Below are 26,744 nucleotides of genomic sequence, written 5' to 3' on the forward strand. Positions count from 1 at the left end.
CGCGGGCGGGGGACGACGACTCTTCTTCTTCGGGGTTTCCGGCGGGCGCCGCGCCGTCTCGGCGCTTCGGCGTGTGCCCGCTGCCTGCTCCTGTCGCCGACAAGCTCCCGGAGCGTCGTTACCGGCCCGCCGCCGCAGCGATGAGATGACGATGACGGCGAGACGAGGAGACGGGAGATGGGGTGTGCGCAAGGCATGAGGGGGAAAGTCGCCGTGATCACCGGGGGCACCTCGGGGATCGGGCTCGCGACGGCATCTGCGCTGGCGCGGCAGGGCGCCCGGGTGACCGTGCTCTGCCGCAGGACCGGCTCCGAGGGCGCGAGGAAGCTCGCCGCGCTGAAGGTGCAGGGAGAGGTCAGCCTCGTCGAGTGCGATCTCGGCCGGCTCGCGTCGGTGCGCGCCGCGGCCAGGCAGGTGGCTGACCGGTGCGGGGTCGTTCACCTGCTCGTCAACAACGCGGGGGTGTTCCTGCGCGAGCGCGCGGAGTCCGCCGACGGCCTCGAGATGACGTTCCAGGTGAACTATCTGTCGCATTTCCTGCTGTCGAACCTGCTGCTCGGCCGGCTCAAGGCCGCGCGCGACGCGCGCGTGGTCAACCTTGTCGCGCCGGTGGACGGCATCCGACTCGACTTCGACGACCTCATGTCGAAGCGCTCCTACTCGTTCCTCGCCGCGTCCGCGCGGTCGAAGCTCGCGCTCGTGCTCGCCGCGCACCGGCTCTCGGAGGCGCTCTCGGGCACGGGGGCCCAGGTGCTCTGCTACTACCCCGGGCTCGTGCGGTCGGGGCTCTTCGAGGGGAGCTCTCGCGTCCTCAAGGCGCTGATCGACGTCGTGGGCGCGACCCCGACGCAGGCCGCCGCGAACCTCCTCGCGATCCTGGCCGACGCGTCGCTCACCGAGAGCCCCGCCTTCTTCGAGCGGACCCGGGTGAGGCCCCTCAAGGGGATGGCGACGGACGCCGACGCGGCCGCGCGGCTCTGGGAGATGAGCTCGCGGCTCGTCGGCCTCACCCGGGCCGACGTCATCGGAGCCCCCGCTTCTTGAGTCGAGCTCGCCGAGCGCGGCCGCCGGGCTGACCGAGCTCGATCAGGTCGTCGATCATCGAGAGCACCGTGTCGCCGTTGCTCCGGATGCGCCGGGTCCACGAGGGGCAAGTGTACAGCTCACAATGTTCCGGCGAAAAGTTTGCCGTGAGCCCTGGAACGACCGTTCGCCGCGTACATCGGCTCGGCGCGGCGGCGCAGCATGCCGAGCCACCATGACCCACCATGACGTGGAGCGCTGGACGGGGGGCATGCGGGAGACCGGCTGGGGCGCTGCGAGAAGCATCGAACGAGGTCCCCGTCGGCGACGGATGGGGGTCCGCCTCCGCGATCGCACAAGACGGGACGGGCGCGCACCATGGCGCAGGTTTCCGGCGCCGCGCGCGGCGCGCGGTGTCAACGCCGCGACGCGCTCGTCGAGATAGGGCCCTTGGTACCCGTCGTGGGCGTGGGATACGATAGTCGACCCACTGTGTTCTTCGAGCAGCTCGATCTCCCCCTCGGAGGGCTCTATCCCCAGACCGAGCCCACGCGCATCCCACGGACCCGGCGCGTCTTCGTCAACCGCAACCTCAAGCTCGCGGGGGTCGACTGGGTCGGCTTCGACATGGACTACACCCTGGCGATCTACGACCAGACCGAGATGGACAACCTCTCGATCCAGGGGACCGTCACGAAGCTCGCCGCGCGCGGCTACCCCGAGGATCTCCTGCGGCACCTCCGCTACCCGATCCACTTCCCCATCCGCGGCCTGCTGATCGACAAGCGCTTCGGCCACGTGCTCAAGATGGACCGGTTCAAGGTGGTCCAGCGCGGGTACCACGGGCTGCGCGAGCTCACGAAGGACGAGCTCCGGTCGCTCTACCAGCACCGCAAGATCCGGCCGAACACGGCCCGCTACCACTGGATCGACACGCTGTACGCGCTGAGCGAGGCCACGCTCTACGCCGGCATCGTCGACGCGCTCGAGGGGCGCGGCGTCCCGCTCGACTACGCGCGGCTCTTCACCGACATCCGCGAGTGCATCGACGAGGCGCACCGCGACGGCACCATCCTCGACGTCGTGCTCTCGGACCTGCCGCGCTTCGTCCAGCGCGACCCGAACCTGGCGCAGACGCTCCACAAGTTCCGCTCGGCGGGCAAGAAGCTCTTCCTGCTGACGAACTCGCGCTGGCCGTTCACCGAGAAGATGATGACGTACCTGCTCGGGGACGCGATGCCCGAGTACCCGAGCTTCCGGCACTACTTCGACGTCCTGGTCGTCGCCGCGCAGAAGCCGGCGTTCTTCCAGGAGCGCCGCCCGCTGCTCATCCGCGACGGCGCCGAGGTCCGCCCCGCCACGGCGCCGCTCGAGCGCGGCACCGTCTACGAGGGGGGCAACCTCCACGACTTCGAGAAGTTCCTGAACATCTCCGGCGATCGCGTCCTCTACGTGGGCGATCACATCTACGGCGACATCCTCCGCTCCAAGAAGGAGAGCGCGTGGCGCACGGCGATGATCATCCAGGAGATGGAGGCCGAGGTCGCCGCCCACGAGTCGTGCCGCCGCGAGCACATGGAGAGCGCGCTGCTCGAGGGGCGCCGCGAGGAGCTCGAGGACCAGCTCCGCTTCTACCAGCAGCGCTACAAGGACCTCACCCGCAAGATCGAGGAGGAGCAGCAGAAGAAGAACGGCGCGACCAACGGGGGCGGAGGCCCGCTGCTCGCGGGGGCGGCCGGCGGCCACGTCCAGATCGACTACGCGACGTCGTTCTACGAGGCCGAGCGGGGCCGCACGAAGCGCGCGGTCGAGCGCATCCGCGGCCAGCTCCGGGCCGTCGACGCCGAGGTCGGCAAGCTGGAGCGCGAGATCGCCCGTCGCTTCCACCCCTACTGGGGCTCGCTGCTCAAGGAGGCGAACGAGACGTCCAGCTTCGGCGATCAGGTCGAGGAGTACGCGTGCATCTACACGTCGCGCGTCTCGAACCTGCTCGCCTACTCGCCGCTGCAGTACTTCCGGAGCCCGCGCGACCTGATGCCGCACGAGCTCTGATCGCCAGGGTCCACCGCACCTCCGCGCCCGCGCGCGGGCGCCGCTCCCCGAGATCGCCATGAGCATCGCCAGCCTCCGCCCGCTGATCCTCGCGCTCGTCCCCCCCGCCCTCCTCCTCTCGGCCGGCTGCGGCAAGCGGGCGTGCTTTCACTGGACCGAGCTCGAGGGGGCATGCCCGTCCAGCGAGGACGCGTACGTGTTCTTCCAGAACCCCGGTTGCCTGAGCTCGGTCGAGTCCATCGACAGCGAGGCGGATTTCGACGGTGAGCTCTGCTGCTACGACGTCACCACGGTCGACACGGGCGACGAGGAGTGCGCGACCGTGCAGAGCCCCGTACCCGGCGGCGGTGGCGTCGGCGGCTCCTCCGGGCCCAGGTAGCGGCAGCGCGCGTTCGCCTCTGGACGCCGGGGCGATTTGGGTCACGCTGGCGCTCCCTATGACAACCACCGTCCCGCCCGTCGCGGACCTCGCGGCCGCGGGCCCGCCCGGCGACCTTCCCACGGCCGTGCTCCGGAGCTCGCCGGCGGACTTCGTCGTCGAAGAGCTCCCCGCCTACGCCCCCAGCGGCCGCGGCGAGCACGTGTTCGTGACCTTCCGCAAGACGGGGCGCACCACGCCCGACGCGGTGCGGGCCATCGCGCTCGCGCTCGGGGCCGACCCGGGCAGCACCGGCTTCGCCGGCATGAAGGACCGGCACGCGATCACCACGCAGACCGCCTCGTTCCAGCTCCCGCTCGCGCGCGATCCCGCGCCCCTGCTCGAGCAGGCCGAGCTGCCCGGGATCGAGATCCTCGCCGTCGCCCGCCACGACAACAAGCTCAAGCCGGGGCACCTGCTCGGCAACCGGTTCCGGATCGCGCTCCGCGGCATCGCCCCGGCGGCGCTCCCGCTCGCCGAGCGCCGCCTCGCCGAGATCGGCCGCGCCGGCATACCGAACGCGTTCGGCCCGCAGCGGTTCGGGAGGAACGGCGATAACCCCGAGCGCGCGCTCGCGTGGCTCGCGGGCCGGGAGCGCGGACCCCGCGACCGGCGCGAGCAGCGGCTGCTGTTCTCGGCGCTCCAGTCGCGCTGGTTCAACGAGGTGCTCGCGCGCCGCGAGGCGGACGGCACCTGGAGCACCGTGCTCCCCGGCGATCTCGCCAAGAAGCGCGACACCGGCGGGCTGTTCCTCGTGCCCCTCGAGGGCCCGGAGGTCGCGGACGCCGAGGCGCGCGCCGCCACGCTCGCGATCTCGGCGACGGGCCCGATGTTCGGCCGGAAAATGCGCTGGCCCGAGGGCGCCCCGGGCGCGCTGGAGCTCGAGGTGCTCACGGCGGCGATCGGCGACCCGCGCAGGCTCGACGCGTTCGCCCACGCCGGAGAAGGCACGCGGCGCCCGCTGCGGCTGGAGGTGGACGGCCTGGAGGTGTCCGTCGCCTGGGAGCCGGCGGTGGACGCCGGCGCGCCTCAGCCCGCGGGCGATCCGGGCGCAGGGCAAGGAATCGTCGTCTCGTTTGTGCTACCGAAGGGCGGCTACGCGACCACCGTCCTTGGGCGAGTCTTTCGGCTCGTCGACGCCTCCGCCCCCCAGCCCTCCGTCGGCAGGCCGGGGGCGGCGGGCGCCCCCGCTCCGGAGGAGGAGGACGCAGTCGAGGAAGGGCAGCCCCGCGCCGACCCGTAGGTCCTCTCGAAGCGCGGCTCCCCCACCCCACCCCACCCCATCGGAAAGGCACCAAGGAACAAGATGAACCTCGTCGAGTGGCTGCAGCGCATCATGGTCGGCTTCGGGGCCGCCTGGGTCATGTGGTTGATGATCGCCCTCAGCGTCGTCTCGGTCGCCATCATCCTGGAGCGCGCCTGGTTCTTCTGGTCGCTCCGCGACGACCTCGCCGTCCTCGCGCGGGATCTCCGGACCTCCCTCGACGACTCGATCGAGGGGGCGCGCAGGCGGATGGACGCCTCGCCCTCGGCCGAGGCCGCGGTCGTCTCGGCCGGGCTCGCGGTGGCGCATCAGGGCCCCGACGCGGCCGAGGAGGCGATGGCCGGCGCCGCGGCGCTCCAGCGCATGAAGCTGGAGCGGCGCCTCGCCTACCTGGGCACGCTCGGCAACAACGCGCCGTTCATCGGGCTGTTCGGCACCGTCATCGGCGTCGTCGGCGCCTTCGACGCGCTCGGCCAGGCGGCGAAGGCGCCGGTCGCGCAGGCCGCGTCGCAGTCGATGGCGCCGCAGGCGGTCATGTCGAGCATCGCCGAGGCGCTCGTCGCGACCGCGGTCGGCCTCGCGGTCGCCATCCCGGCCGTCGCGGCGAACAACTTCTTCCAGCGGATGATCAAGTCGACGCTGGCCAACACCGAGGCGCTCACGCGGGTCCTGCTCGCGCACCTCAAGATCGACCCGGCGTTCGCCGGGGCCGCGCCCGCCGCCGCCCCCGAGCCGCGCGGCAAGGCCGCGAGGGCGCCGCGTCAGGACGAGAGCAAGAAGAGCAGCGCGGGCGAGGAGGAGCGCTGATGGCCGCCACGAGCCGCAACGACGATGACGACATGATCAGCGGCATCAACGTCACGCCGCTCGTCGACATCACCCTGGTGCTCCTCATCATCTTCATGGTCACCGCGAAGATCATCGTCTCGCAGTCGCTCCCGCTCGACCTGCCGAAGGCGGCGCAGGGGCAGGAGGTGCAGCTCATCTTCGGGCTCGAGCTGCACGCGAACGGCGACACGCTCGCCGACGGCAAGAAGCTCGCGGGCGAGGACGCCATCCTGCCGATCGCGCGCGAGGCCCAGGCGAAGAACCCGGAGCTCCGCGCCGTGATCCGCGCCGACACGACGGTCCCGCACGGCCGGGTGATCCGCGCGCTCGACCTGCTGAAGCAGGCGGGCGTCTCCAAGATCGCGTTCGGCGTGACGCCGATCGCGCCCGAGCCCGGCGCGGCGCCCGGTCCGGCGCCCGGCGCCCCGGCCGCGCCTCCCCCGGCCGCCCCCGCGCCGGCCACACCGAGCCCCGCGCCCTGAGCGCGCCGAGCGAGAGCTTATGAGCCAGGCCACGAGCGATCGCGCCGCGGGGGCGCTTCACGACGGGCGCCGCCGAGACAAGCGCGGCGGCGCCGATCCCGGGGGCGCCAAGGGGCCCCCGACCGCGCTCGCCGCGCCGGCCCCGGGTCCCGCCGGCGACCGGCGGCGCGCCGCGGATCCGCTCGCCGCGGTGCTCGCGCTCGGCGACCGCGCCTCGCGCGTGGGCGCCTTCCTCGGGGTCACGCTGGCGCTCACCAGCCACAGCGCGGCCTCGGCCCGGGCGATCGTCTCGGGGTCGCTGCGCGACATGCGGCAGGTGGTCGAGGAGATGCGCGTCGGCATCCACGACTACCTCTGGGCGATCTACGAGATCGACCTCACGCCGCCGAAGGCCGAGGAGCCCAAGCCGCCCGAGCCCGAGCCCGAGCCCGAGCCGCCGGCGCCCGAGCCCGAGCCCGTCCCGAAGGTCGCGCCGCCTCCGCAGGCGAACACGCCGCCGCCCAAGGACGACCCCTACGAGCCGCCCCCCGCCGCCGCCGAGGCGGCGAAGGTCCTCACGCGCGAGCCGGATCCGGACGAGGTCCTCGACATGACCGATCGCGGGATCGCGAGCGGCGAGGGCCAGGGCGTCGGCTACGGCCAGGTGGCCGGCGCGGGCACGGCGAAGTCCCCCACCTTCAACCCGAACGCCAAGGTCGGGGGCGTCGTCGGCGGCAAGGGCACGGGCGCTCCGGTCCCGCCGCCTCCGGCCGCCGTGGGCCCGGACCTCTCGGCCCCGCCCGGCCTCGTCGGCAGCAGCAACTGGAACTGTCCTTTCCCTCCGGAGGCCGACGTCGACCAGATCGATCAGGCGAAGGTCGTCCTCATGATCACGGTGCGACCCGACGGCAGCCCGCTGTCCGTCAAGGTCGTCCGTGATCCCGGACACGGTTTCGGTCGCTCCGCGCGCATGTGCGCGCTCAGCCGGCGCTACACCCCCGGCAAGGATCGTGCGGGATCGCCGATCGCCGCCACGACGCCGCCCATCACGGTGACGTTCACGCGCTAGGGTCTCACCGAGAGCTGCCTGAAAATTCGCTCTGCGACCGGCGCCTCGGCTATTCTCCGCGGCAGCTTGTGATCGTCCCCGAACGGATCGAGCAGCTCTCGAAGGTTCCCCTGTTCAAGGGCCTCACTCCGGCCGCGCTCGAGCTCATCTCGCGCGTCGCGAGCGAGGAGACGCACGCCCTCGGCACCAAGATCTTCCAGCACGGGGATCCGGGCGACAAGCTCTACATCCTGCTCGAAGGCAAGGTCCGGATCAGCCGCGAGATCGCCGGGATCGGCGAGGAAGCGCTCGCGGTGCTCGGCCCCGGCGCGGTGTTCGGCGAGATGGCGCTGCTCGACGAGGCCCCCCGCTCCGCCGACGCGCGCGTCCACGAGCGCTGCCGGCTGCTCACCGTGTCGAAGGACGCGTTCGAGGATCTGCTCTTCCTGCACAAAGAGCTCGCGTACGAGGTCCTCTGGAACGTCGTCCGGATGCTCGTCCAGCGGCTCCGCGAGACCAACAACAAGCTCACGTTCCTCTCTGTCTCGGGCAAATTCGAGTAGAGTACGCTTGATCGCCCGGCGACCGTGGGAGCGCGCCCAGGCGGCGCGCCCTGCTGCACGGGAAGCCGCGCTCTGCTCACGATCAACGTTCCTTTGGAGGAGTATGGCAGCCAGGATGAAGCACGCAGCGCTCGCCCTTGCGCTCTGGATGGGCGCCTTCGCAGGAGCATGTGGCTCCGCCACGCCGCCGCCCGAGACGGCGGCCGACAAGGACGACTTCGACGGAGAGTCGAGCCCGGGCGAGGGCGCCGCGACCGCCGGCGCGGAGGGCGAGAAGCCCGCGAAGCCGGAGAAGACGGCGGAGGCCGACAAGGGCGAGGCGGACAAGGCGCCCGCCAAGTCGACGCCGCTCCAGGCGACAAAGTTCGAGGCCGATCTGAAGAAGATCGGGATCAACCTCAAGAAGATCCCCGCGCTCGAGAAGCTCCCGGCCGCGCAGAAGAAGAAGGTGATGCCGCTGCTCCAGAAGGCGCTCGGCCTCGACACCTGCGAGGGCTGCCACGCCGAGGGCGACTTCAAGAAAGAGACGCGGGACATGAAGGTCGCCCGCGAGATGTGGCGCAATTTCGTGATGCCGCTCCGCAGCGAGAGCGGCGGCACCCTCTTCTGCGACAGCTGTCACGCAGGGAACGAGCACGTCCTGAACCGCAAGGACAAGAAGGCCCTGCAGACGTTCATGGAGGAGGAGTACCAATACAAGATCTCGCGCGCGAACAAGGAGGACATGGAGTGCGGCACGTGCCACGGCGACGCCATGGAAACCAAGATCATCGAGAAGCTCTGGAACATCCCGAAATAATGGGAGTTACCCGGCGTTCCTGACGCGCCTTCCTCGTCCAGCACCGGCGTCCCTGACGCGCCTTCCTCGCCCAGCAGCGAAATACCGAGGAATTTCGCGATCCTGGCGCCCCGCAACGCCACCGATTCGTTAGCCCGCTTACCTTCCGGGCGCGATCGGTCTGCGTGCCTGCCCGTGCCCTGATCTCGCACCAGCGTCCGCCCAGAGCTCGGCGCCGGCGCTCGGCCGCCTCATCATGACGACAGATCGCCATGATGGTGGGTCATGCCCCGTTTTCGTACTAGATAGGCGGCATGTGCGGTGTGTTCGGAATCTTTGGCCACCCCGAGGCGGCCAACATGGCCTACCTCGGGTTGCACGCGCTCCAGCATCGAGGGCAGGAATCTGCGGGTATCGTCAGCAGCGACGGGGAGCGCCTCTTCGGCCACCGCGCCATGGGGCGGGTGCAGTCCGGCTTCACCCCGTCCGATCTCGCGGCGCTGCCCGGCGATCGCGCCATCGGCCACGTCCGCTACTCCACCGCGGGCGGCTCGCACCTGAAGAACGCGCAGCCGCTCGGCGTCGACTACGCGCGCGGCTCGCTCGCGGTCGCGCACAACGGCAACCTCACGAACCACGAGGCCCTGCGCGAGCGGCTCGAGGCGCGCGGCTCGATCTACCAGACCGCGAGCGACACCGAGTCGATCGTCCACCTCATCGCGATGAGCAAGAAGCAAGAGCTCCGCGACCGCATCGCGGAGGCGCTGAAGCAGGTGGAGGGCGCGTACTCGCTGCTCTTCCTGACGGAGCGCGAGCTCGTCGCCGTGCGCGACCCGCGCGCCATCCGGCCGCTCTGCCTGGGCGAGATGCCGATGAGCGACGGCGGCGTCGCCCACGTGGTCGCGAGCGAGTCGACGGCGTTCGACCTCATCGGCGCCCGCAAGGTGCGCGACGTCGCCCCGGGCGAGATGCTGATCATCAACGCGGACGGGGTCCGCTCCGAGTTCCCCTTCGCGCCCGAGCCGCGCAAGCTCTGCATCTTCGAGCACGTCTACTTCGCCCGCCCCGACTCGACGATCCAGGGCGTGAGCGTCTACGAGGTCCGCAAGGCGTTCGGCCGGCGCCTGGCCATGGAGCAGCCGATCGAGTCCGGCGACAATCTCGTCGTGATCCCCGTGCCCGACTCGGGCGTGCCGGCGGCGATCGGCTTCGCCGACCGCGCGCGCGCCCCCTTCGAGATGGGCCTCATCCGCAGCCATTACGTCGGCCGCACGTTCATCGAGCCGCAGCAGTCGATCCGGCACTTCGGCGTCCGGCTCAAGCTCAACCCGAACCGGGCGGTGATCCAGGGCAAGCGGGTCGTCGTCGTCGACGACTCGATCGTCCGCGGGACGACGAGCCGGAAGATCGTCAAGATGATCCGCGACGCGGGCGCCCGCGAGGTGCACGTCCGCATCTCGAGCCCGCCCACGCGCTGGCCCTGCTACTACGGAGTCGACACGCCGACGCGATCGGAGCTCATCGCCTCGAGCCACTCCGTGGACGAGATCCGCAGCTACCTGACGGCCGACAGCGTCGGGTACCTGTCGCTGGAGGGCATGGTCGAGAGCGTGCGGTCGATCGAGGAGCGCGAGGGCGACGCCACCACCGCGCGGCCGTCGGCGGACAGCTACTGCCACGCGTGCTTCTCCGGCAACTACCCGATCCCCTTCACGCCGGCCGCGCCGAACAGGCAGCTCCGGATGGTGAGCGGTTGACGCTGCCGCGCTGCCGCGCTCTGGCGCTGAGGGTCTGCCGATGACCGAGGGCACCGCCGAGCACTCGAGCGCGGATCGCGCCGCCTCCGCCCCGCCGCTCTTCGCCCGCGTCGCCGACGAGGTCTCGATCTACGAGGTGAGCCCGCGGGACGGGCTCCAGAACGAGGCGGCGATGATCCCGCTCGAGGGCAAGCGGCGGCTCATCGCGGCGCTCGTCGCCGCCGGCCTCCGCCGGATCGAGATCACGAGCTTCGTCTCGCCGAAGTGGGTCCCGCAGCTCGCCGACGCCGAGGAGCTCGCGAGGACGCTCTCGGCCGAGCCTGGCGTGACCTTCAGCGCCCTGTGCCCGAACGCGCGCGGCCTCGAGCGCGCGCTCGCGGTGGGCCTGCGCGAGATCGCCGTCTTCCTGAGCGCGAGCGAGGCGCACAACCGCGCCAACGTCAACAGGTCGATCGACGACACGCTCTCGGTGTTCTCGGAGATCGTCCCTCCGGCGCGCGAGGCGGGCGTCGCCGTCCGCGCCTACGTCTCGACCGTGTGGGGCTGCCCGTACGAGGGCGACGTCGATCCCGCCCGCGTCGTGCGCATCGCGGAGCGGCTCATCGAGCTCGGGTGCTACCAGGTCTCGCTCGGCGACACGATCGGCATCGGCACGCCGCGGCAGACGCACGACATCGTCCGCCGCTTCCTGGACGCGATGCCGCCCGAGCGGTTCGCGCTCCACCTGCACGACACGCGGGGCACGGCGCTCGCGAACATCCTGATCGGCCTGGAGCTCGGCGTGCGCGACTTCGACGCGTCGGTGGCGGGCGTGGGCGGCTGCCCCTACGCGCCGGGCGCGGCCGGCAACATGGCGACGGAGGATCTCGTGTTCATGCTCCACGGGATGGGCGTCCGGACCGGCGTCGATCTCGACAAGCTCATCGAGGCGGGCAACGTCGCCGAGCAGGTCATCGGCCGCCCGCTGCCGGGCAAGGTCCACCGCGCCGGCCCCTTCCGGCTGCGCCGCCTGCCGACCCGGGGCTGAGCGCGGCGCCGAGCCGACGCCGCGCTCGGCCCCGAGGTCAGCACGCGCTCGGCCCCGAGCGCCGTCAGTCGCCCGCGATGCAGGCGAGCCGGGTGAAGAAGACGTGGTGCTCGCCGCCCTCGCGATCGTCGCGGAAGAGGATGCCCACGTCGCCCTCCGGCCCGAACGTCGCGACCGGGCCGATGCTGTCGCGGCGCGCGAAGGTGAGCCGCTGCTCGGCGCTGATCGGCGCGAGCGCCGCGTTCACCGTGACCGCGTAGAGCTCGTAGCCGTCGTTCTGATCGCGATCGTCCGAGTAGATCGCGAGCAGCCGATCGCCGAGCGGGCGCAGGAACGGATACCGGGAGCGGAACGACCCAGGGTTCGAGATCGCCGTGGGCTGCGCGAGGATCTCACCGCGCTCCGAGACCGCGGCGGCATAGATGCCCTTGGGGCTCGCCGACTTGTCGAACCACGCGATGACGTAGCGGTCGCGGTTCCACACCACCGTCGGATAGACCGCGTCGGTCTCGCCGCTCGTGAGCGTGACGACCTCCGAGATCGGCTCGAGCTCAGCGTCGAACGTCCGGAACTGGATGAGGTGGGTGACCGCGTCGCCCGTGGACCACGCGACGCCGATGCCGCCCTGGCCCGCGGCCGCGGCGGGCGCCTCGTTCGGGAAGCCGAGCGATGCGTCGGTGAGCCGGACGTTGTCGCCGATCAGGTTGCCGTCGATGTCGATGCGCTGGGCGAACAGGTCGAAGGCGCCGGTGCGCTCGTCCTGCCAGACGGGGATGAACTCCGCGTCGGTCCACGTGAGCGCGACGTTGACCGAGAAGCCGGGGGCGTTCGTGAGCCGCCGATCGCCGCCCTCCACCTTCTGGCCGTTCTCGTCGAGCAGGGAAAAGTACACCTCGTAGTCGCCGTCGCGCCGGTCCTGCCAGGCGGCGCCGTACCGATCGCCGACCCACACGATCGGCCCGCCGGAGGCGTCGCCGTTCTTCGGCGTGATGATCTCCTCGCCCGGCGCGAGCGGCTCTCCGTCGGCGCTGATCATCGAGCGGTACAAGTTGAAGCCCCGCGCGGTCCCGGTGTAGAGCGCCGCATACGAGGTCCCGCTCCAGGCGAGGCCGCCGGAGCCGGCCGGCGCGATGTCGCCCGAGATGCGGATCGCGTCCGCGTCGCGCGCCACGAAGCGCGCCCCGTTGTCGACCGTGCCGTCACAGTCGTTGTCGACCCCGTCGCAGATCTCCTGCCCGCCGGGGAAGGCCGCGGCGCTCGAGTCGTCGCAGTCGTCGCCGCACGAGAGCGGCTCGCCGGGCCTCGTGCCGGGCAGCGGCGCGCGGAAGCCGTCGCCGTCGCTGTCGAGCGTCGACGGCCCGTAGCTGCACGCCCCGGTCGCGCTCTCGCAGGTGTCGCGGGTGCACGGATCGCCGTCGTCGCAGTCGACCGGCGCCAGCGCGACGCACGTCCCGCCGCGCCGGCCCGCCGCGCCGCCCGTCGCGCCCCCGGGCGAGGGCGCCGCGCCGCCGCCGGACTGCCCCGCCTCGAACAGCTGGCAGACCACCGGCGCGCAGAGGTCCTCGACGCCGGGGCAGTCGGCGTCCACCTCGCACTCCGGCGCGGGCGGCGGGATGTTCAGCCCCGTCCGCGCCCCGCACCCCCCCGAGAGCGCGGCGCCGCCGGAGGCGATCCCGAGCAGCACCAGCGCCAGGGCCGACCTCCGATGCGCGAGCCGATCCACGGAGCGCTTCGTCACAGGCATCCGCCGATCCCCTCGACGTCGATCGGCTCGCACACGAGCCCCGGACCGCAGTTGTCGTCGCCGCTGAGCGCGCAGAGCCCCACGCACTGCGTGCCCGAGCCGGTCACGACACAGGCGAACCCGGCGCCGCACCCCTCCCAGCACGGATCGCCCTGTCCGCCGGAGCCGGCCGGCGCGCAGGAGGCGCCGTAGATCTCTTGCCCGCACGGCTCGTCCGGATACCGCACGAAGATGAAGCACCCCTCTCCGGGGGCGCAAAAGCCGCTCGACTGATCGTAGGGATCGCACGCGAAATCCGTGAGCGGCGGCCCCGTGTCGGGACAGCCGGGGTCCTCGTACTCCTCGAGCGGGTCCGTTACCGCGCCCGCGCCGCCCCCCCCGACGCCCGGGACAGGGGGCGCGCCAGCCTGGCCCCCCCCGCCGTCCGCGGATGGATCGTCCACGATGACTGTCTGTCCGCAACCGACGGCGAGGCCCAGCCCAGGGAGCGGTACGCAGAGAAGTGTCAGGAAGAGCGAGAAGCAGCGTCGCATGGCGTCATGCTATCGATTCCTCGCGCGCCCGCCACGCCTTTGGCAGAGCGGGCAGCGTCCTGACGCGATCGCGAGAGGTGGATCCTTTCCCCCAGGCTGCAATCCCACTTGCCTGTTGGCCAGCGCTCTGATGTATCTCTCAACAATGCACAAACGCAACCTGCTCAGTATCGCGCTCCTCGCGGCTTCCCCTCTGACGCTCGCTCACCTCATGGCTTGCGGCGACGACGACGCGACCGGAGGAGGCGGGGCGAGCTCTTCCAGCACCACCTCGAGCAGCACGGGCGAAGGCGGCGGCGGCGGTGAGGCCGGCGGCGGCGGCGGCGGCGCGGGCGGAGGCGGCGGCGCGGGCGGAGGCGGCGGCGGCGGCGGCGAGGTCCCCGGCGAGCCCGCAGGCCACCTGCTGATCTCGGAGGTCGTCGTCCGGCCTGGAGCGGCCGAGTTCATCGAGATCTGGAACCCGACCGAGGTTGCGGTCGACCTCACCAACTACTACCTTTCGGACAACACCGTTTATTATGCCCTCACCGAGGGTGAACCCTGGGCGCCCGTCGGCAGCGCAGGGACGGACTTCCTCGTCCAGTTCCCTCCCGGGACCATGATCGGCCCAGGGGCATACCTCGTGCTCGCGAGCGACGAGGGGTTCGAGCTCGCGTTCGATCGGTGCGCCGATTTCGCGCTTGACGAGACGGCCATCCCCTGCGGGGGGAGCGACGTGCCGCCCATGATCGCGCCCACGAACGGCGCCCTCGGGGCGCAAGCCGGCGGGCTGCTCACCGACAGCGGGGAGATGGTGATCCTCTTCGAGTGGGACGGGACGGAAGGCAGCCCGCTCAAGGACATCGACTACGTCATCTGGGGCGAGGAGCTGGGGAACTCGGCGATGGCCTACAAGACGGGGAAGAGGGGCTATGCCGACGACACCGCGCGCAACAGCCAGCGGCCCGCCGCGGCCCCCGGCGACGGAGAGAGCATCGTCCGCTGTAGCGATCGTGAGATCGGCGAGCTCCTGACCGAAGGCAACGGCATCAGCGGGCACGACGAGACGAGCGAGTGGCTCGACGTCAGCTTCACCGCGTCCTCGCCGTCGCCCGGCGAGGCGAGCGACTGCGAGGAGTAGCCACCTCCCCTCCGAGCTCGGCCCCTCGCCGCGCGGCGGCGGGAGCGCGAGCTCGGCGCGGCGAGCGCCGGGACGCGATCACTGCCGGGTGATCGTCACCTTCTTGATGACCGGCGGGTTGGCCGGGCGTTCGCCCTTGACCTCGACGCTGGCGAGCTTGTGGACGAGCTCCTCGGGCCCGCACTCACCGAAGATGGTGTAGCCGTTGTCGAGGTGGAACGCCGCCGCGTCGGTGATGAAGAACTGCGCGGAGTTCGTGTTCTTGCCGCGGTTCGCCATGCACAGGAGGCCCGCGCGGTCGTGGCTACCGTCCTCCCAGACCTCGTCGGGGATCACGTAGCCGGCCTCGCCGGTGCCGTTCTTCTTCGCGTCGCCGCCCTGGATCATGAATCCCTTGATGATGCGGTGGAAGATCGTCCCGTCGTAGGCGGGCTTCTTCTCCCAGGTGCCCTCGGGCGTCTTCCAGGGCCTGATCCCGCGCGCCAGGCCGACGAAGTTGGCCACCGTGATCGGCGCCTTGTCGTCGAACAGCTTGCAGGACAGCGTGCCGAGATCGGTCTCGATCGACGCCGTCAGCGCCTTGCCCGCCGGGAGCCCCTTGGTGGCGTCCTCGAGCGTCCACTTGCCCTTGACCGGGTCGTCCTCGCTGGGCTTGACCTCGGCGACCGGCTTCGCGGCGACCTTGCGCCGCTGCGGCGGGGGGCGCTCCTTCTCCGTCTTCTCCTTCGTCTTCTCCGCCTTGCCTCCGGCCATCCCCGTCGACGCCGGCGTCGTCGTCTTCGGCTTCGGCGATTCTTCGGCCGTGGGCTCCGGGGTCTTCGAACATCCGGCGAGGATCGCCAGCGCGGCGAGCGTGGCGACGGACTGATTGGCGAGGGTTCGAGCGATCATCGGTCAACGATTTCGCTCGTCGTGGTCCAGCGGTCAAGGACGAGCGGCGCCGTGGTAGGAAGCGCCATGAGCTCGCGCTGCGCCCTCGCGACCCGTCCGTTCTCGCTCGCCTCGCTCGCCTCGCTCGCCCCGCTCGCCCCCGCCCTGGGCGCGCTGCTGCTCGCGGTCGCCCTCGGCGCGTGCGAGCGCCGCGTCGACGAGCCGCTCCCGGCCACGCCCCGCAGCGACGCGGTCGACGTCCCCGCCCACGACGTCGCGCCGCCCCCGACCGGGACGCCGCCCGCCGTGGCCGAGGCGCCGGGCGCCGGCCGCTGCATCGACGCGACCCCACCAACGCCGGCGCGACCGCCCCCGAAGGCCGGCCCGGATCCGGCGTGCCCCGACGACCCGACCGGCCCGTTCCAGCTCGCGACCGGCAAGGTGACGTTCCTCGAGGCCAGGGCTCCCGACGTGCTCGTCGAGATCGCGCGGAAGGAGCAAGAGCGCGCCCGCGGGCTCATGTACAGAAAGAGCATGGCGGAGAACCGCGGGATGCTCTTCGTCTTCCAGCAGCGGAGAAATCACTCGTTCTGGATGCACAACACCTGCATCCCGCTCGACATGCTGTTCATCGACAGCGATGGAACGATCGTCGGTATCGAGGAGAACACCCCGACGCTCAATGACTCGAACTTCGACGTCGCCTGTCCCTCGACGTACGTCCTCGAGCTGAACGCCGGCTGGGCGCGGCGTAACGGCGTCGTCGCGGGCCAGAAGGTCCGGCTCGAGGGGATCTGACGCGCGCCCGGCGCAGGGCCTGGCGACGTCGCCCGCCCGGCGCGCCGAGCTACATCCCCGGAAACAGGCCGAGCTGGCGCGGGGGAGCCGGCGGGCCGAGCGCCGAGCGCGCCGCGCCGGGCGGCGGGGCCGGCGGCGCCGTGTCGAGGACGAGCGGCCCTCGCGGCGGCGCGGCGATGAGGCGCGTGCGCCTGCCGAGGAGCGCGTCGCGGGCGGCGTCGAGCGCGAGCTCCGGGCGGTTGTTGACCTCGGAGAGGTGCATCAGCGCGACCGTGTGCGTGCCGCCGGGCAGCGCCGCGAGCAGCGCGCACGCCTGCGCGTTCGCCAGGTGACCCCGCGCCGAGCGGATCCTGCGCTTGAGGTGCTGCGGGTAGGGGCCGGCCTCGAGCAGGTCGGCGTCGTAGTTCGACTCGAGCATCAGCACATCGCAGCCGGCGACGTGCTCCAGAAGCCCCGGCGGGACCTCCCCGAGATCGGTCACGAGCGCGGCCCGCCGCGCGCCGTCGTCGACGACGAGCGCGACCTGCGCCGCGTCGTGCGGCAGCGGCCTCGGTGAGAAGGTGAGCGCGCCGATCGCGAACGGCTCGCGCGGCGAGAAGCTCCGGACGCGCGCCGGGTCGCCGAGCTCCGCGGCGCGCGCGGTCGCCTCCGAGGCGTAGATCGGGATCTTGTGCTTCTTGTTGTATTTGGCGGCCACGCCGACGTGGTCGGCGTGCGCGTGCGTGATCACGATCGCGTCGGGCGCCCAGCCGAGCGCGCCGCCCGCGCCCGCCGCCGAGAGGCACTGCTCGAGCACCCGGGGCCCGACGCCCGCGTCCACGAGGACCCGCGTGCCCCGGGAGGCGAACAGCGTGGCGTTGCCTCCGCTCCCGCTCGCGATGATGGTGATCTTCATACCGGGCTCCGCGGAACGGGACCGACGACGGGCGGCTCCTGTGACCCGTAGCGCAGCCGAGGGCCCGGCTGCAAGCGCGCTGGAGCCGCGCGAAGCGCTCGCGAGCGCGCTGGAACGACGCTACAGCAATTCCACGTCGTGCTGCCCTCCTCTCGCCCCTCCCCTGACCCCGACGCGGCGGCGCCGCTCGCCGCGCCGGGTGCCCCCGGCGACAGCTGCGGTGCGCCGCGCGGCAAGCGGCGCCGCCGCGCCCTGATCGCGGCGCTCGTCGTCGTCGCCCTCGTCGCGGCGGCCGTCGCCGCGCTCCTCGTGCTCGGTCCGCCCGCGCTCCGCCGGCATGTCGTCGCCGAGGCCCGCGCGCGCGGCGTCGCGCTGGATCCGGGCGCGGTCGACGTCGGCCTCGACGCGGTCCGCCTGCGCGACGCGCGCTTCTCGCTGCTCGGGGTGCGCGGCCTCTCGGGCACGGTGGCGCGCACCACGATCGCGCTGCGCGGGCTCTCGCCCACGGGGATCACGGCGGACGGGGTCGAGCTCACGCTCGTGGGGGTCGACGCCCTGGAGGGCCTGCCAGCCTGGGTCGCGCAGCACGGCCCGCGCGCGTCGGCGCTGCGGCTCACCACGGGCCGCGTCCGCCTCGGTCTACGGGATCGCGAGGGAGGACCGGAGGTGCTCGCGCTGACGGATGCCTCCCTCGTGCGGCGCGCGGCCGGCTCGGTCCAGGGCGCCGCAGCGCCGCCGCCGGGCGCGCCGCGACCGGAGGTCGGCGTCCTGAAGCAGGCGCGCGTGCTGGTCGCCGGCAACGAGGTGGCGCGCACCGATATCGCCTGGTCGATCGGCGCGACGGCCATCTCCCTGGGCTTCGGCGGCGAGGACGTCCCCTCCGCGCCGCTCCGGGCCGAGCTCCGGCCGCTGCCCTCGCCGAGCGCCTCGATCGAGCTCGCGCCGACGCCGCTCTCCGCCCTGGGCGCGCTGCTTGGCGTGGACGTCGGCGCCTCGACGATGGTCGTCTCCGGCACGTTCGAGCTGCGGCTCGCGGCCGGGGCGGATCGGACGGCCCTGTCCGAGGCGCCGCTCGAGGGCCCGATCGCGCTCACGGTGAAGGGCTTCACCTTGCCCCACCCCAGGGAGCTCGACGGGCTCCTCTTCGGCGACACCACCACCCTCAAGGCGGACGCACACATCTCGGGCGACCGCCGGCGCATCGCGCTGAGCGCGGTGGAGGTCGCCGCCGGGGCGCTGAAGCTCAAAGGCACGGGGACGATCCAGCGCGAAGGCACGGACGCCGCGATCGGGATGGATCTGTCTGGATCCATTCCGTGCTCTCTGCTGGCCGGCTCTGCCGCGATGTCGCACCTGACCGGCGCCGTGGGTCTGCTCGCGCGCGACCTGGCGAGCCGCGCGCTTGCGGGGTCGGTGGCGGTCCAGGTTCGCGTCGACGCGCGCGCGAGCCGGTTGACCGCCGCGCGCGTCACCCCGAGCGCGATCCTCCGCTGCAAGGTCCGCCTCTAGCGCGGTGCTCTGCGGCGTCTGGCACGGCGGTACGGCGAACAGGAAGCAAGAAGAAGAAAACCGCCAAGGCGCCAAGGACGCCAGGGGAGGAAATTTTCAACTCGGGACCTCTGGTATGCTTGGCGGTTTGTCTTCTTCTCGTCTGAGCGCCGCGCTCGGGCGGAGCCGCCCCCGGCGGGCGGGTCCGTCCCAGCACAGCGAGGGTCCACGAACGAGGAAGGCGGAGGGCGAAGGTCGGTATCGAGGACGATTCGACGCAACGGATCACGGCGGAGAGCCGCGCGCGCGCTCGACGAGAGAGCGCCGCTCTGCCACCCTCGTCGATGAGGAGCCCGCAATGCGCCCTGGAGCTCTCGCCGTTCGGATCGCCTCGCTTCTCGGGCTCGTATCCCTCTTCAGCGCTTCCTGCACCGGCGGCCTCGGCTCCGACAAGGACGACGCCTCGGGCGGCGGGGGGGCAGCAGCGACGTCGTCGTCGACCTCCATGACCCTCGCCGGCAGCGGTGGCGCTGGAGGAGGCGGCGGCGCGGTGGAGGGCGGCGCGGGAGAAGGCGGCGCCGGATATGGCGGCGCGGGGGGAGGCAGCGGCGGAATCGACGAACAGGACTTACCGCTCGACACGCTGCCCGAGGGGCCGTGCCCGCCCGACATGGTGGAGGTCGAGGGATACTGCATCGATCGCTTCGAGGCGCCGAACATCGAAGGCGCGCTGCCGCTCGTGATGGAGAGCGCGGTCTCGGCGCACGCCTGGTGCGAGGAGCGCGGCAAGCGGCTCTGCACCGAGGACGAGTGGGACACGGCATGCCAGGGCCCCGAGGCGTTCGTCTATCCGTACGGGAACACCCACGAAGCCGAGCGCTGCAACGACAACAAGACGTGGATTGCGCCGGACGAGCGGGCGCTCAACACCTGGCCTTCCGACGAGGCGCTCGCCGAGGTCCAGGCGCTCTACCAGGCCGCGCCGAGCGGCTCGCGGCCTGGATGCGTGAGCGCGTTCGGCGTCTACGACATGACAGGGAACGTCGAGGAGTGGGTGGTGCGCACCCGATACCACGTCAACGAGCACCCTCATGTCCTCAAGGGCTGTTACTGGTCCGGCTGCTTCGGCGGCGCGAAGCCGCGGTGCAGCTCCACGAACCCGGCGCACGCGGACGGGTTCCGCTTCTACGAGACCAGCTTCCGGTGCTGCCGCGACGCCCAGTGACCGGCCCGGCGGCGCCGCTCCGGCCCGCGCCGCGGCGGCGCGCCGCGGGGGACCGGCGCGGGCAGCGACGGCGCGCCGGTAGCCCGGCGGCAGGCGCCCTGGACGAACCGCTTCCCCTCGGTCGCGCCGCAGGCTAGGGCACCGGGACACGGTGCTGATCCTGTCAAAAGAGCCCCGCCCCAGCCTCGACCTCGTGAGGGACGCAATCGCCGCGTTCTCGGCCAAGGGCCGCGAGCGCGCGCGCCCGGACGACCTCGACGCGCGCGACCCGGCGTTCATCGCGCGCGTGCTCCCGCTGCTCGGCTTCCTCTACGACGACTACTTCCGCTGCGAGACCGAGCTCGAAGAGGAGCTGCCCGACGGCCCCTTCCTCGCCGTCAGCAACCACAACGCGATGACGGGAATGCCGGATATGTACTGCCACATGACGGCGTTCTGGCGCCTTTATGGGCCCTCGCGCCTGTCCTACGGGCTGATGCACGACCTCCCGTTCAACGTCCCGAAGGCCGGCGCCTGGCTCAATGCCTGCGGGGCCATCGCCGCGAGCCCGGAGAACGCGCGGCGGGCGCTCGCCCGGGGCGCGGCGGTGCTGGTCTTCCCCGGCGGCGATCTCGACGCCTGCAAGCCCACGTCAGCGCAGTACACGATCCGCTTCGGCCGGCGCCGCGGCTTCGTCCGGCTCGCCATCCGCGAGGGCGTGCCGATCGTGCCGATCGTGAGCGTGGGCGCGCACCAATCGCTCTACATCGCCACGGATGGCCGCAGGGTGGCCGAGTGGCTCCGCCTCCCCCAGCTCGCGCGCTCGAACGTCGCGCCGCTCGGCCTCGCGCTGCCGTGGGGGCTCATCGTCGGCATCCCGATCCCCCATGTGCCCCTGCCGGTGAAGATTCACACACGCGTGCTCCGCCCGCTGCACCTCGGCCTCCCGAGAGAGGCCGCGAACGACCCGGACGAGGTGGAGCGCGCGTTCGCGCAGATCGTCGCGCGGATGCAGGCCGGTCTGGACGAGCTCCGGACGGCCGGCAGGCACGGCCTCTTCCCGCGCGGTTGACAGGTCAACCGCAGAAGGATGGCAGCGCGATCGCGCCCCGAGAGCGCCCATGACGCCGGCGGGCAGCGCTCCTGCCGCGCCGAAACCTGCCGGCGCGTGACAAAGGGGGCTCGGGCTCGCGCGGCTCTCGGAAAACCGAGTCCGTTCATGTACGCTTGAGCGCCAGCCGTGACCCCCGACCGCACCGCGCAGCTCCTCGCACCGCTGGCCCAGCCCGGAGAGCTCATCGCGGCCAAATACCGCGTCGAGCGGGTCGTGGCCATCGGCGGAATGGGCGTCGTGCTCGCGGCGCGCAACGAGGATCTCGACCAGCAGGTCGCCATCAAGATCCTGCGCCAGGACGCGCTCACGAACCAGGAGGCCGTCGCGCGCTTCCTGCGGGAGGCGCGCACGGCGGCCCGCCTGCAAGGCGAGCACGTCGCGCGCGTGTTCGACGTCGGCACCACGGAGAGCGGCGTGCCCTTCATGGTGATGGAGTTCCTGAGCGGCCTCGATCTCCAGCAGGTCATCGAGGCCCACGGCCCGCTGCCCATCCAGGACGCTGTCGACTACGTATTGCAGGCGCTGGAGGCGGTGGCCGAGGCGCACGCGGCCGGCGTCGTGCACCGGGACATCAAGCCATCGAATCTGTTCCTCGCCGAGCACACGGACGGGACACGGCACATCAAGGTCCTCGATTTCGGCATCTCGAAGGGACAAGGGCTCGACTCGCCCGCGGAGCCGGGGCTCACGTCGACGAAGCAGGTGATGGGCTCGCCCGGGTACATGTCGCCCGAACAGATGATGGCCCCGAGGACCGTCGACGGGCGCGCCGACGTGTGGTCGTTCGGTGTGCTCCTCTACACGCTGGTGACGGGCGAGCCGCCGTTCCAGGGCGAGACGGTCGCCGCGGTGATGGCGAACATCCTGCACCAGCCGGTGCCGCGGCTGCGCGACAAGCGCAGCGACGCGCCCGCCATGCTGGAGCGGATCGTCGCGCGCTGCCTCGAGCGCGACGTGAGCGCTCGCTACGCCAACGTCGGCAAGCTGGCGCAGGCGCTCGATCCGCTCGGGTCGAGCTTCGCGAAGCTCTCGACCTCGCGCATCCAGAGCGCGATCGGCGCGGCGTCGCCGGCTGGACAGTCGCTGCTCAACTCGAGGGCGGCCGAGGACAGCGACCGGCTATCCGGTGCCTCGTGGACGCACACGGGCTTCCGCCGCCGATCGCGGCGCAAGCTGCTCGTGGCCGCCGGCGTGGGCGCGCTGCTCGCCTGCGTGGCCGGCGCGGGCGTGTGGCTGCTCGGGAGCGCGCGCGTGGCGCCGCAGGCGCCGAGCGCCGCCGCGGCGGGCGAGCCCGAGCGCCCCGGCAGCGGCGCGCTCGGCCCCGGCTCGCCCGCCGCGGCGCTCAACTCCGGCGCGCCGGCTGCAGCGCCGAGCGCGCCGAGCGCGCCGGCCGCGGAGCCCGGCGCCACGACCGCCGCGGCGAGCGCGGCGCCGTCGGTCGCGGCCTCCGCGAGCGGCGCAGCGACCGGCGCGCGCCCGGTGGCGACCGCCTCCGGCGCGCCGATCAAGCCAGGCACCCTGCCGCGACCACCGCGGTCGACCAGCGAGGACGATATGCTGAGGAGCCGCCATTGAGATCGTTTCGAGCACGACACGCGGGCGCATGGCTCGCGCTGCTCTCCGGGATGAGCCTGACCTCGTCGCTCTGGGCCCAGCCGACGGCGGCGGACAAGGCGCTCGCCGAGGGGTTGTTCCAGGACGGGAAGAAGCTCATGGACGAGGACAGGCTCCAGGAGGCGTGCCCCAAGTTCGCCGAGAGCCAGCGCGTGGATCCCACGGTCGGGACGCTGCTGAACCTGGCGGTCTGCCACGAGAAAGAGGGCAAGACGGCCAGCGCGTGGGCCGAGTTCAAGGAGGCGTCCGCGCTCGCGGCGAGCGCCGGGCAGCAGGATCGCTCCCAGTTCGCGGCCAAGCGCGCGTCCGACCTGGAAGCCCGGCTGACGCGCCTCGTCCTGGAGGTCGCGCAGGCGGCGCCGGGGATGGCGATCACGCTGAACGGCAAAGAGCTGAGCGCCGCCGCGGCCATCGGCACGGGCATCCCCGTGGATCCGGGCACGGCGATGATCGAGGCCAGGGCGCCGGGCAAGCAGCCGTGGTCGCAACAGGTGACGCTCGATCCCGGTCCCAGCACGCCGCGGGTGATCATCCCGCCGCTCGCGGACGTCGCCGCTCAGGCGAAGGCCGCGCCCCCTGCCCTGCCGGCGCCGGTCGTCCGGCCGGAGGCTGCGAAGCCCGGGGCGGCCGGCAGCCCTCTGCGCACGCTCGGCTTCGTCGCCGGCGGCGTCGGGCTCGCCGGGATCGGCGTGGGCGCGGTGTTCGGGATCATGGCGTTCCAGGAAGCCGGGGACGTCGAGGTGGGCTGCAGCGGCAACTTCCGCTGCAGCCGCGCGGACGTCGAGGCGAACGAGAGCGCCCGGTCGACCGCGATGGTGTCGAACATCGCGGCCGGCGCTGGTCTTGTGTGCCTCGGCGCCGGCGTCGCGATGGTGCTGATGTCGCGTTCGCCTGAGAAGCCCGTCGCGAGCGAGCGCGTCTGGCTCTCGCCGAGCGTCGCATCGGATGGGGGGCGCGTGACGCTCGGAGGCCAGTGGTGATGCGAAGGTCGAGGAGCTCTGCCGTCATGCTCGCGCTCGCGCTCGCGCCGGGCCTCCAGGGGTGCGCGGAGATCGCGGGGATCGAGGATCGCGAGGTGACCCCGCTGATCGTGATCGCCAGCAGCCAGGCGGCGCCTCAGGGCATCGCGCTCGACGAGGAGGCGATCTACTGGACCAACGCGAGCGACGACCGGAGCCAGGGCGGCGCGCTCCGGAAGCAGATCAAGGATGACCGGGAGGTCGTCGACCTGCTCGCGCCTTCCAGCGAGGCGCCCGGGGTCATTGCCCTGGACACGACGCACATCTACTGGTCGAGCACCGACCAGGCGTTCACCGGCGAATGCGAGGGCGGCAAGGGGGAGCCGGACAAGCTGTGGAAGCTGCCGAAGACAGCGCAGTTTCCGGCGGCTGGTGGGGAGTTTGTGTGGGGCGCCTGCGGCGACGTGACGGAGATCGCGCTCAGCGCCGACAACATCTACGGCGCTCGCCCCAGCGGCCACCGCATCAGCTGGATCCCCAAGGGTGGCGGCACCCGGAAGGATCTGACGGCGGGCGGCGCGCCCGTCGGGGTCGCGACCGACGGCGCCGTCGTTTACTGGACCAATCGCGCCGACAACACGCTCTGGGTCAACAACACGAGCGACGGCGCCGACGCGGAGCTGCTCTTCACGGGCCCCGCGGAGCCGGGCCTGCTCGTGCTGGATGAAGCCAACCTCTACTGGCTCATCCAGACCAACGTGTTGCGGTATCCGCGGAGCCCATCGGACGGCGACGCCCCGGTGCGCCTCCTCGACGACCTGTCGAGCCCTCCCACCGGGATCGCCGCGCACGGGGACCATCTCTACGTCACCGTCAGGGCGGCGGGGAGCGTCTACCGGATTCGCAAGGACAACGCCGCCGATGCGGAGATCATCGCGACGGGTCAGAGGGGCCCGACGGGCATCGCCGCGGACGGGACAGGCGTCTACTGGACGAACACCGACTCCGGAGACATCGTCAGGTTCAACGACGAGTGATCGCGGCCGCCGCGCGCGGGCCGCTCGGTGTCCCGGGATCAATCGATCTGCAGATGGTAGTGGGGCGGCCGCGACTCCTCGAGCGCGAACACGCCCCCGACCTCGTCCACCCCATCGAGAAACGCGCGCTTCTCGGCCGGCGTCATGTCCCGGTTCCGGATGTCGACCGCGCCCTCCCTGAGGTGCGCCGAGATGAACACGCCGCGGTCGACCTGGGCGCGGATCACCCGCTCGAGGGCCGCGATCACGGCCTCGGAGGGCTGCTCGTCCGAGAGCTCCTCCTCGTAGGCGCCCTTGATCTCGCGCGCCGCCGTCTTGTCCTTGTAGAGGCCGAGGACATCGGCGCCGTGCCGGAAGAGATCGTGCATCGCCTCGGCCTGCCGCGCGGGATCTCGCGTGCCGCTCGTGACCACGAGCTCCTTTCCGGTCCGCCGATGATAGGCGGAGGCGATCTCCGCGACCTTCTGCTCCACGGCGGGCGCCAGATCGACGCCGGGCAGGACCACGTAGCGGCGCTCCTCGTCGGCCTCCGCCGACGTCGCGCCCCGCGACCGGACGAGCGCGGACGGATCGGCGTCGGCCGGCTCGACGTCGGAGGGATCGTCCTCGGTGCCCTCCGGGACCTGCAGCGACAGCACCCTGGCCGCGGGTCCATCGGGCACCCAGAAATCGAGCTCCACCTGCTCGCCGAGAGCGCAGGCGAGCGCGAGCGAGCGCCGCGGCCCGGCGGCGTCGGGCTCCCGGGCGACGCGGGAGACGCAGCCTCCCGCGGCGAGCGCGAGGACGAGGACGGCAGCGCGACGGGCGCGCCGGAGCAAGGCGGGGTGCGAGCGCAACATGCGAGCCACGGGCGCCTCCTACGTCGTGATCGTGAACGAGGCGCGCGCGAGCTCCTTGCCCGCCGCGTCGCTGACCGTCACCGACCAGAGCCCCGCCGCGCGCGCCTTCCGCGTGGCCGCCCAGGTGCGGAAGCGCCGCTGCGCGCCGACCGCCAGGGGGATGCGCAGCGGTGCGCTCCCGTCGGGCGGCGTGAAGACGACGCGGATCTCGGAGGCGGCCAGGTCCTTGTTCGAGAGCTCGACGAAGGCGTAGATGCGGTCGATCTCCGCGCTCGCGAACGAGGTCGCCGGCTCGACCGGCTCGCGGCCGGAGATGCCCTTCGAGACGACGAGCCGCGTCACCTGGAGCTCGGGCGCCGCGGGAGCGCCCTCGTCAGCACCGCCGCCTTGCGCCGGGCGCCCGGCGCCCTCCGCGGCGCGCGCCTCGAGGGCCGACCCCGACCTGCGGCGCCGCTCCCGCGCCGGGCCACGGGCCGCGCGCGCTGCGCCGAGGCGATCTGCGTCGCTCCGGCCTTCCTCCACGGCAGCGCCGTCGGCCGACCGCCCCTCGCCGTCCTGCGCCGCTGCGCTCGCTTGCCCCTCGGCCCCGCCGCCCGGCCGCCCCTGGGCCGCGCGGCTCAGCGCGGGAGCCTCTTCCCGGGCGATCCGCGCGATCACCTCGCTCGGATCGCTGCAACCGAGCGCCGCCCCGCCGAAGGCGGCGACGGCGAGCGCCAGGACCATGGTTTTCCGCGTCGTTCCCCGGGTGTTCACACCGACGAGGTGCCACGATTCAGCGGAGCGGGCGAAAAAACGGCAACCCAGCCGCCGGAGGGCCCGCCGCCTGCGCTGGGCTCACGAAGCGCCGCGGGTGCTGAACGGATGCTGGGTTCGGCGCGAAGCGCCGGCAAAACGAAACCAGCTACACAGGGAAAGAGGCCCCCCTCAGGGATGAGATAACGCACCGCGCTACAGTGCGGTTGTGTGCGCTCCCCCGGGACCGCTGGAACGGAAGGCGCTCCGGGCGCCGAGCGTCAGCGCTTCGGACGGGGCCAGCGCCTACCGTTGGCCAACTCACTCTCTTGTGTGGGACCAAAGCTCGCGATCGCGCTGTCTTCGATCATCAGGATGAGCAGGCCTCCGCTCGCGCCTCGTGCCGTCGTCGCCCGGGATCCCTGGCTTGTCTCCCGTGGCGAGTGGTCCGAGCTTTCCGCTGCGATCTGCTTCATCTCCAACTCCTTCGACACTTCAGTCTGGCTGTTCACGCCCCGGCTGGCTGGCCAGCCTGTACTTCCGTGCACCGCGTCTGGGGCGAAAAACTGACCGGGGCG

At 72.2% G+C, this 26,744-nt stretch carries 25 protein-coding genes; 19 read left to right on the forward strand and 6 right to left on the reverse strand.

Annotated features, from left to right (window positions below; all coding sequences use genetic code 11):
- Positions 1 to 195: 195 nt before the first annotated feature.
- The 11 genes from WMF17_RS22545 (at position 196) to WMF17_RS22595 (ending at position 11,219) form a co-directional block, all read left to right on the forward strand.
- Entirely contained in the window at positions 196 to 1,044 is an 849-nt protein-coding gene (locus WMF17_RS22545; protein ID WP_437604143.1) for an SDR family NAD(P)-dependent oxidoreductase, read from the forward strand.
- A gap of 429 nt (positions 1,045 to 1,473) precedes the next feature.
- A complete protein-coding gene (locus WMF17_RS22550) occupies positions 1,474 to 3,075 on the forward strand; it encodes an HAD-IG family 5'-nucleotidase (RefSeq protein WP_437651204.1) in 1,602 nt (533 codons plus the stop codon).
- A 58-nt stretch (positions 3,076 to 3,133) separates the two neighbouring features.
- Positions 3,134 to 3,454: a hypothetical protein gene (locus WMF17_RS22555; protein ID WP_437604145.1), complete on the forward strand. Its 321-nt coding sequence runs from the start codon at positions 3,134 to 3,136 to the stop codon at positions 3,452 to 3,454.
- Positions 3,455 to 3,512: 58 nt separating this feature from the next.
- On the forward strand, positions 3,513 to 4,736 hold the full coding sequence (gene truD, locus WMF17_RS22560; protein WP_437604146.1) for a tRNA pseudouridine(13) synthase TruD: 1,224 nt from the start codon (positions 3,513 to 3,515) through the stop codon (positions 4,734 to 4,736).
- A 63-nt stretch (positions 4,737 to 4,799) separates the two neighbouring features.
- Positions 4,800 to 5,564, forward strand: a complete 765-nt coding sequence (locus tag WMF17_RS22565; RefSeq protein ID WP_437604147.1) for a MotA/TolQ/ExbB proton channel family protein — start codon at positions 4,800 to 4,802, stop codon at positions 5,562 to 5,564.
- The gene (locus tag WMF17_RS22570; protein WP_437604148.1) at positions 5,564 to 6,067 is read left to right on the forward strand and encodes an ExbD/TolR family protein; all 504 of its coding nucleotides are present in this window, start codon (positions 5,564 to 5,566) and stop codon (positions 6,065 to 6,067) included. Before WMF17_RS22565 ends, WMF17_RS22570 begins: the two co-directional genes overlap by 1 nt.
- Before the next feature lie 19 nt (positions 6,068 to 6,086).
- Positions 6,087 to 7,115: an energy transducer TonB gene (locus WMF17_RS22575; RefSeq protein ID WP_437604149.1), complete on the forward strand. Its 1,029-nt coding sequence runs from the start codon at positions 6,087 to 6,089 to the stop codon at positions 7,113 to 7,115.
- Between the two features lie 68 nt (positions 7,116 to 7,183).
- Positions 7,184 to 7,657, forward strand: coding sequence for a cyclic nucleotide-binding domain-containing protein (locus tag WMF17_RS22580; RefSeq protein WP_012236950.1), 474 nt, complete (start codon positions 7,184 to 7,186; stop codon positions 7,655 to 7,657).
- 115 nt (positions 7,658 to 7,772) lie between these two features.
- Positions 7,773 to 8,456 carry a hypothetical protein gene (locus tag WMF17_RS22585; RefSeq protein WP_437604150.1) on the forward strand — a complete coding sequence of 228 codons (684 nt, stop codon included), beginning with the start codon at positions 7,773 to 7,775 and terminating at the stop codon, positions 8,454 to 8,456.
- Between the two features lie 293 nt (positions 8,457 to 8,749).
- Positions 8,750 to 10,192, forward strand: coding sequence for an amidophosphoribosyltransferase (purF, locus tag WMF17_RS22590; protein WP_437604151.1), 1,443 nt, complete (start codon positions 8,750 to 8,752; stop codon positions 10,190 to 10,192).
- Positions 10,193 to 10,232: 40 nt separating this feature from the next.
- Positions 10,233 to 11,219, forward strand: a complete 987-nt coding sequence (locus WMF17_RS22595) for a hydroxymethylglutaryl-CoA lyase (RefSeq protein WP_437604152.1) — start codon at positions 10,233 to 10,235, stop codon at positions 11,217 to 11,219.
- Between the two features lie 64 nt (positions 11,220 to 11,283).
- On the opposite strand, the gene WMF17_RS22600 is transcribed toward WMF17_RS22595, so the two are convergent.
- Together WMF17_RS22600 and WMF17_RS22605 are read right to left on the reverse strand one after the other, a co-directional pair.
- Entirely contained in the window at positions 11,284 to 12,963 is a 1,680-nt protein-coding gene (locus tag WMF17_RS22600; protein ID WP_437604153.1) for a putative metal-binding motif-containing protein, read from the reverse strand.
- Positions 12,954 to 13,406, reverse strand: a complete 453-nt coding sequence (locus WMF17_RS22605) for a hypothetical protein (protein ID WP_437651206.1) — start codon at positions 13,404 to 13,406, stop codon at positions 12,954 to 12,956. The genes WMF17_RS22600 and WMF17_RS22605 overlap by 10 nt, the downstream gene beginning before the upstream one ends.
- 235 nt (positions 13,407 to 13,641) lie before the next feature.
- Between WMF17_RS22605 and WMF17_RS22610 the strand changes: the two genes are divergently transcribed.
- On the forward strand, positions 13,642 to 14,616 hold the full coding sequence (locus tag WMF17_RS22610) for a lamin tail domain-containing protein (RefSeq protein ID WP_437651207.1): 975 nt from the start codon (positions 13,642 to 13,644) through the stop codon (positions 14,614 to 14,616).
- Between the two features lie 78 nt (positions 14,617 to 14,694).
- Here WMF17_RS22610 and WMF17_RS22615 read toward each other — a convergent pair whose 3' ends face one another.
- Positions 14,695 to 15,507, reverse strand: a complete 813-nt coding sequence (locus tag WMF17_RS22615) for a peptidylprolyl isomerase (RefSeq protein ID WP_437651209.1) — start codon at positions 15,505 to 15,507, stop codon at positions 14,695 to 14,697.
- 66 nt (positions 15,508 to 15,573) lie between these two features.
- Here WMF17_RS22615 and WMF17_RS22620 point away from each other — a divergent pair, with 66 nt between their 5' ends.
- Complete coding sequence (locus WMF17_RS22620) at positions 15,574 to 16,284, forward strand: DUF192 domain-containing protein (RefSeq protein WP_437651211.1); 711 nt, start codon at positions 15,574 to 15,576, stop codon at positions 16,282 to 16,284.
- A 49-nt stretch (positions 16,285 to 16,333) separates the two neighbouring features.
- On the opposite strand, the gene WMF17_RS22625 is transcribed toward WMF17_RS22620, so the two are convergent.
- Positions 16,334 to 17,179 (reverse strand): MBL fold metallo-hydrolase, encoded by an 846-nt coding sequence (locus WMF17_RS22625; protein WP_437604158.1) that lies wholly within the window; start codon positions 17,177 to 17,179, stop codon positions 16,334 to 16,336.
- Positions 17,180 to 17,317: 138 nt separating this feature from the next.
- Here WMF17_RS22625 and WMF17_RS22630 point away from each other — a divergent pair, with 138 nt between their 5' ends.
- The 6 genes from WMF17_RS22630 (at position 17,318) to WMF17_RS22655 (ending at position 24,595) form a co-directional block, all read left to right on the forward strand.
- A complete protein-coding gene (locus tag WMF17_RS22630; protein ID WP_437651213.1) occupies positions 17,318 to 18,688 on the forward strand; it encodes a hypothetical protein in 1,371 nt (456 codons plus the stop codon).
- A gap of 337 nt (positions 18,689 to 19,025) precedes the next feature.
- Positions 19,026 to 19,892, forward strand: coding sequence for a formylglycine-generating enzyme family protein (locus WMF17_RS22635; RefSeq protein ID WP_437604160.1), 867 nt, complete (start codon positions 19,026 to 19,028; stop codon positions 19,890 to 19,892).
- A gap of 193 nt (positions 19,893 to 20,085) precedes the next feature.
- Positions 20,086 to 20,943 carry a 1-acyl-sn-glycerol-3-phosphate acyltransferase gene (locus WMF17_RS22640; RefSeq protein ID WP_437604161.1) on the forward strand — a complete coding sequence of 286 codons (858 nt, stop codon included), beginning with the start codon at positions 20,086 to 20,088 and terminating at the stop codon, positions 20,941 to 20,943.
- Between the two features lie 168 nt (positions 20,944 to 21,111).
- On the forward strand, positions 21,112 to 22,560 hold the full coding sequence (locus tag WMF17_RS22645; RefSeq protein ID WP_437604162.1) for a serine/threonine-protein kinase: 1,449 nt from the start codon (positions 21,112 to 21,114) through the stop codon (positions 22,558 to 22,560).
- Positions 22,557 to 23,579, forward strand: a complete 1,023-nt coding sequence (locus WMF17_RS22650; RefSeq protein WP_437651214.1) for a hypothetical protein — start codon at positions 22,557 to 22,559, stop codon at positions 23,577 to 23,579. Before WMF17_RS22645 ends, WMF17_RS22650 begins: the two co-directional genes overlap by 4 nt.
- Before the next feature lie 26 nt (positions 23,580 to 23,605).
- Positions 23,606 to 24,595, forward strand: coding sequence for a hypothetical protein (locus tag WMF17_RS22655; protein ID WP_437651216.1), 990 nt, complete (start codon positions 23,606 to 23,608; stop codon positions 24,593 to 24,595).
- A 38-nt stretch (positions 24,596 to 24,633) separates the two neighbouring features.
- Here WMF17_RS22655 and WMF17_RS22660 read toward each other — a convergent pair whose 3' ends face one another.
- Together WMF17_RS22660 and WMF17_RS22665 are read right to left on the reverse strand one after the other, a co-directional pair.
- Positions 24,634 to 25,434, reverse strand: a complete 801-nt coding sequence (locus WMF17_RS22660; RefSeq protein WP_437651373.1) for a hypothetical protein — start codon at positions 25,432 to 25,434, stop codon at positions 24,634 to 24,636.
- Between the two features lie 18 nt (positions 25,435 to 25,452).
- Positions 25,453 to 26,157 (reverse strand): DUF2914 domain-containing protein, encoded by a 705-nt coding sequence (locus tag WMF17_RS22665; RefSeq protein ID WP_437651218.1) that lies wholly within the window; start codon positions 26,155 to 26,157, stop codon positions 25,453 to 25,455.
- Positions 26,158 to 26,744 lie beyond the last annotated feature (587 nt).

This window comes from Sorangium sp. So ce362, from assembly GCF_051519845.1.
GTDB lineage: Bacteria > Myxococcota_A > Polyangia > Polyangiales > Polyangiaceae > Sorangium.

What these genes read in the sequence shown, in the direction of transcription:
- WMF17_RS22585 (WP_437604150.1), top strand. Translation starts at nt 7,773, where the DNA reads ATGAAGCACGCAGCGCTCGCCCTTGCGCTCTGGATGGGCGCCTTCGCA.
- WMF17_RS22625 (WP_437604158.1), bottom strand. Translation starts at nt 17,179, where the DNA reads ATGAAGATCACCATCATCGCGAGCGGGAGCGGAGGCAACGCCACGCTG.
- WMF17_RS22610 (WP_437651207.1), top strand. Translation starts at nt 13,642, where the DNA reads ATGCACAAACGCAACCTGCTCAGTATCGCGCTCCTCGCGGCTTCCCCT.
- WMF17_RS22595 (WP_437604152.1), top strand. Translation starts at nt 10,233, where the DNA reads ATGACCGAGGGCACCGCCGAGCACTCGAGCGCGGATCGCGCCGCCTCC.
- WMF17_RS22665 (WP_437651218.1), bottom strand. Translation starts at nt 26,157, where the DNA reads ATGGTCCTGGCGCTCGCCGTCGCCGCCTTCGGCGGGGCGGCGCTCGGT.
- truD (WP_437604146.1), top strand. Translation starts at nt 3,513, where the DNA reads ATGACAACCACCGTCCCGCCCGTCGCGGACCTCGCGGCCGCGGGCCCG.
- WMF17_RS22570 (WP_437604148.1), top strand. Translation starts at nt 5,564, where the DNA reads ATGGCCGCCACGAGCCGCAACGACGATGACGACATGATCAGCGGCATC.
- WMF17_RS22555 (WP_437604145.1), top strand. Translation starts at nt 3,134, where the DNA reads ATGAGCATCGCCAGCCTCCGCCCGCTGATCCTCGCGCTCGTCCCCCCC.
- WMF17_RS22635 (WP_437604160.1), top strand. Translation starts at nt 19,026, where the DNA reads ATGCGCCCTGGAGCTCTCGCCGTTCGGATCGCCTCGCTTCTCGGGCTC.
- purF (WP_437604151.1), top strand. Translation starts at nt 8,750, where the DNA reads ATGTGCGGTGTGTTCGGAATCTTTGGCCACCCCGAGGCGGCCAACATG.
- WMF17_RS22655 (WP_437651216.1), top strand. Translation starts at nt 23,606, where the DNA reads ATGCTCGCGCTCGCGCTCGCGCCGGGCCTCCAGGGGTGCGCGGAGATC.
- WMF17_RS22565 (WP_437604147.1), top strand. Translation starts at nt 4,800, where the DNA reads ATGAACCTCGTCGAGTGGCTGCAGCGCATCATGGTCGGCTTCGGGGCC.
- WMF17_RS22545 (WP_437604143.1), top strand. Translation starts at nt 196, where the DNA reads ATGAGGGGGAAAGTCGCCGTGATCACCGGGGGCACCTCGGGGATCGGG.
- WMF17_RS22660 (WP_437651373.1), bottom strand. Translation starts at nt 25,434, where the DNA reads ATGTTGCGCTCGCACCCCGCCTTGCTCCGGCGCGCCCGTCGCGCTGCC.
- WMF17_RS22575 (WP_437604149.1), top strand. Translation starts at nt 6,087, where the DNA reads ATGAGCCAGGCCACGAGCGATCGCGCCGCGGGGGCGCTTCACGACGGG.
- WMF17_RS22620 (WP_437651211.1), top strand. Translation starts at nt 15,574, where the DNA reads ATGAGCTCGCGCTGCGCCCTCGCGACCCGTCCGTTCTCGCTCGCCTCG.
- WMF17_RS22600 (WP_437604153.1), bottom strand. Translation starts at nt 12,963, where the DNA reads ATGCCTGTGACGAAGCGCTCCGTGGATCGGCTCGCGCATCGGAGGTCG.
- WMF17_RS22615 (WP_437651209.1), bottom strand. Translation starts at nt 15,507, where the DNA reads ATGATCGCTCGAACCCTCGCCAATCAGTCCGTCGCCACGCTCGCCGCG.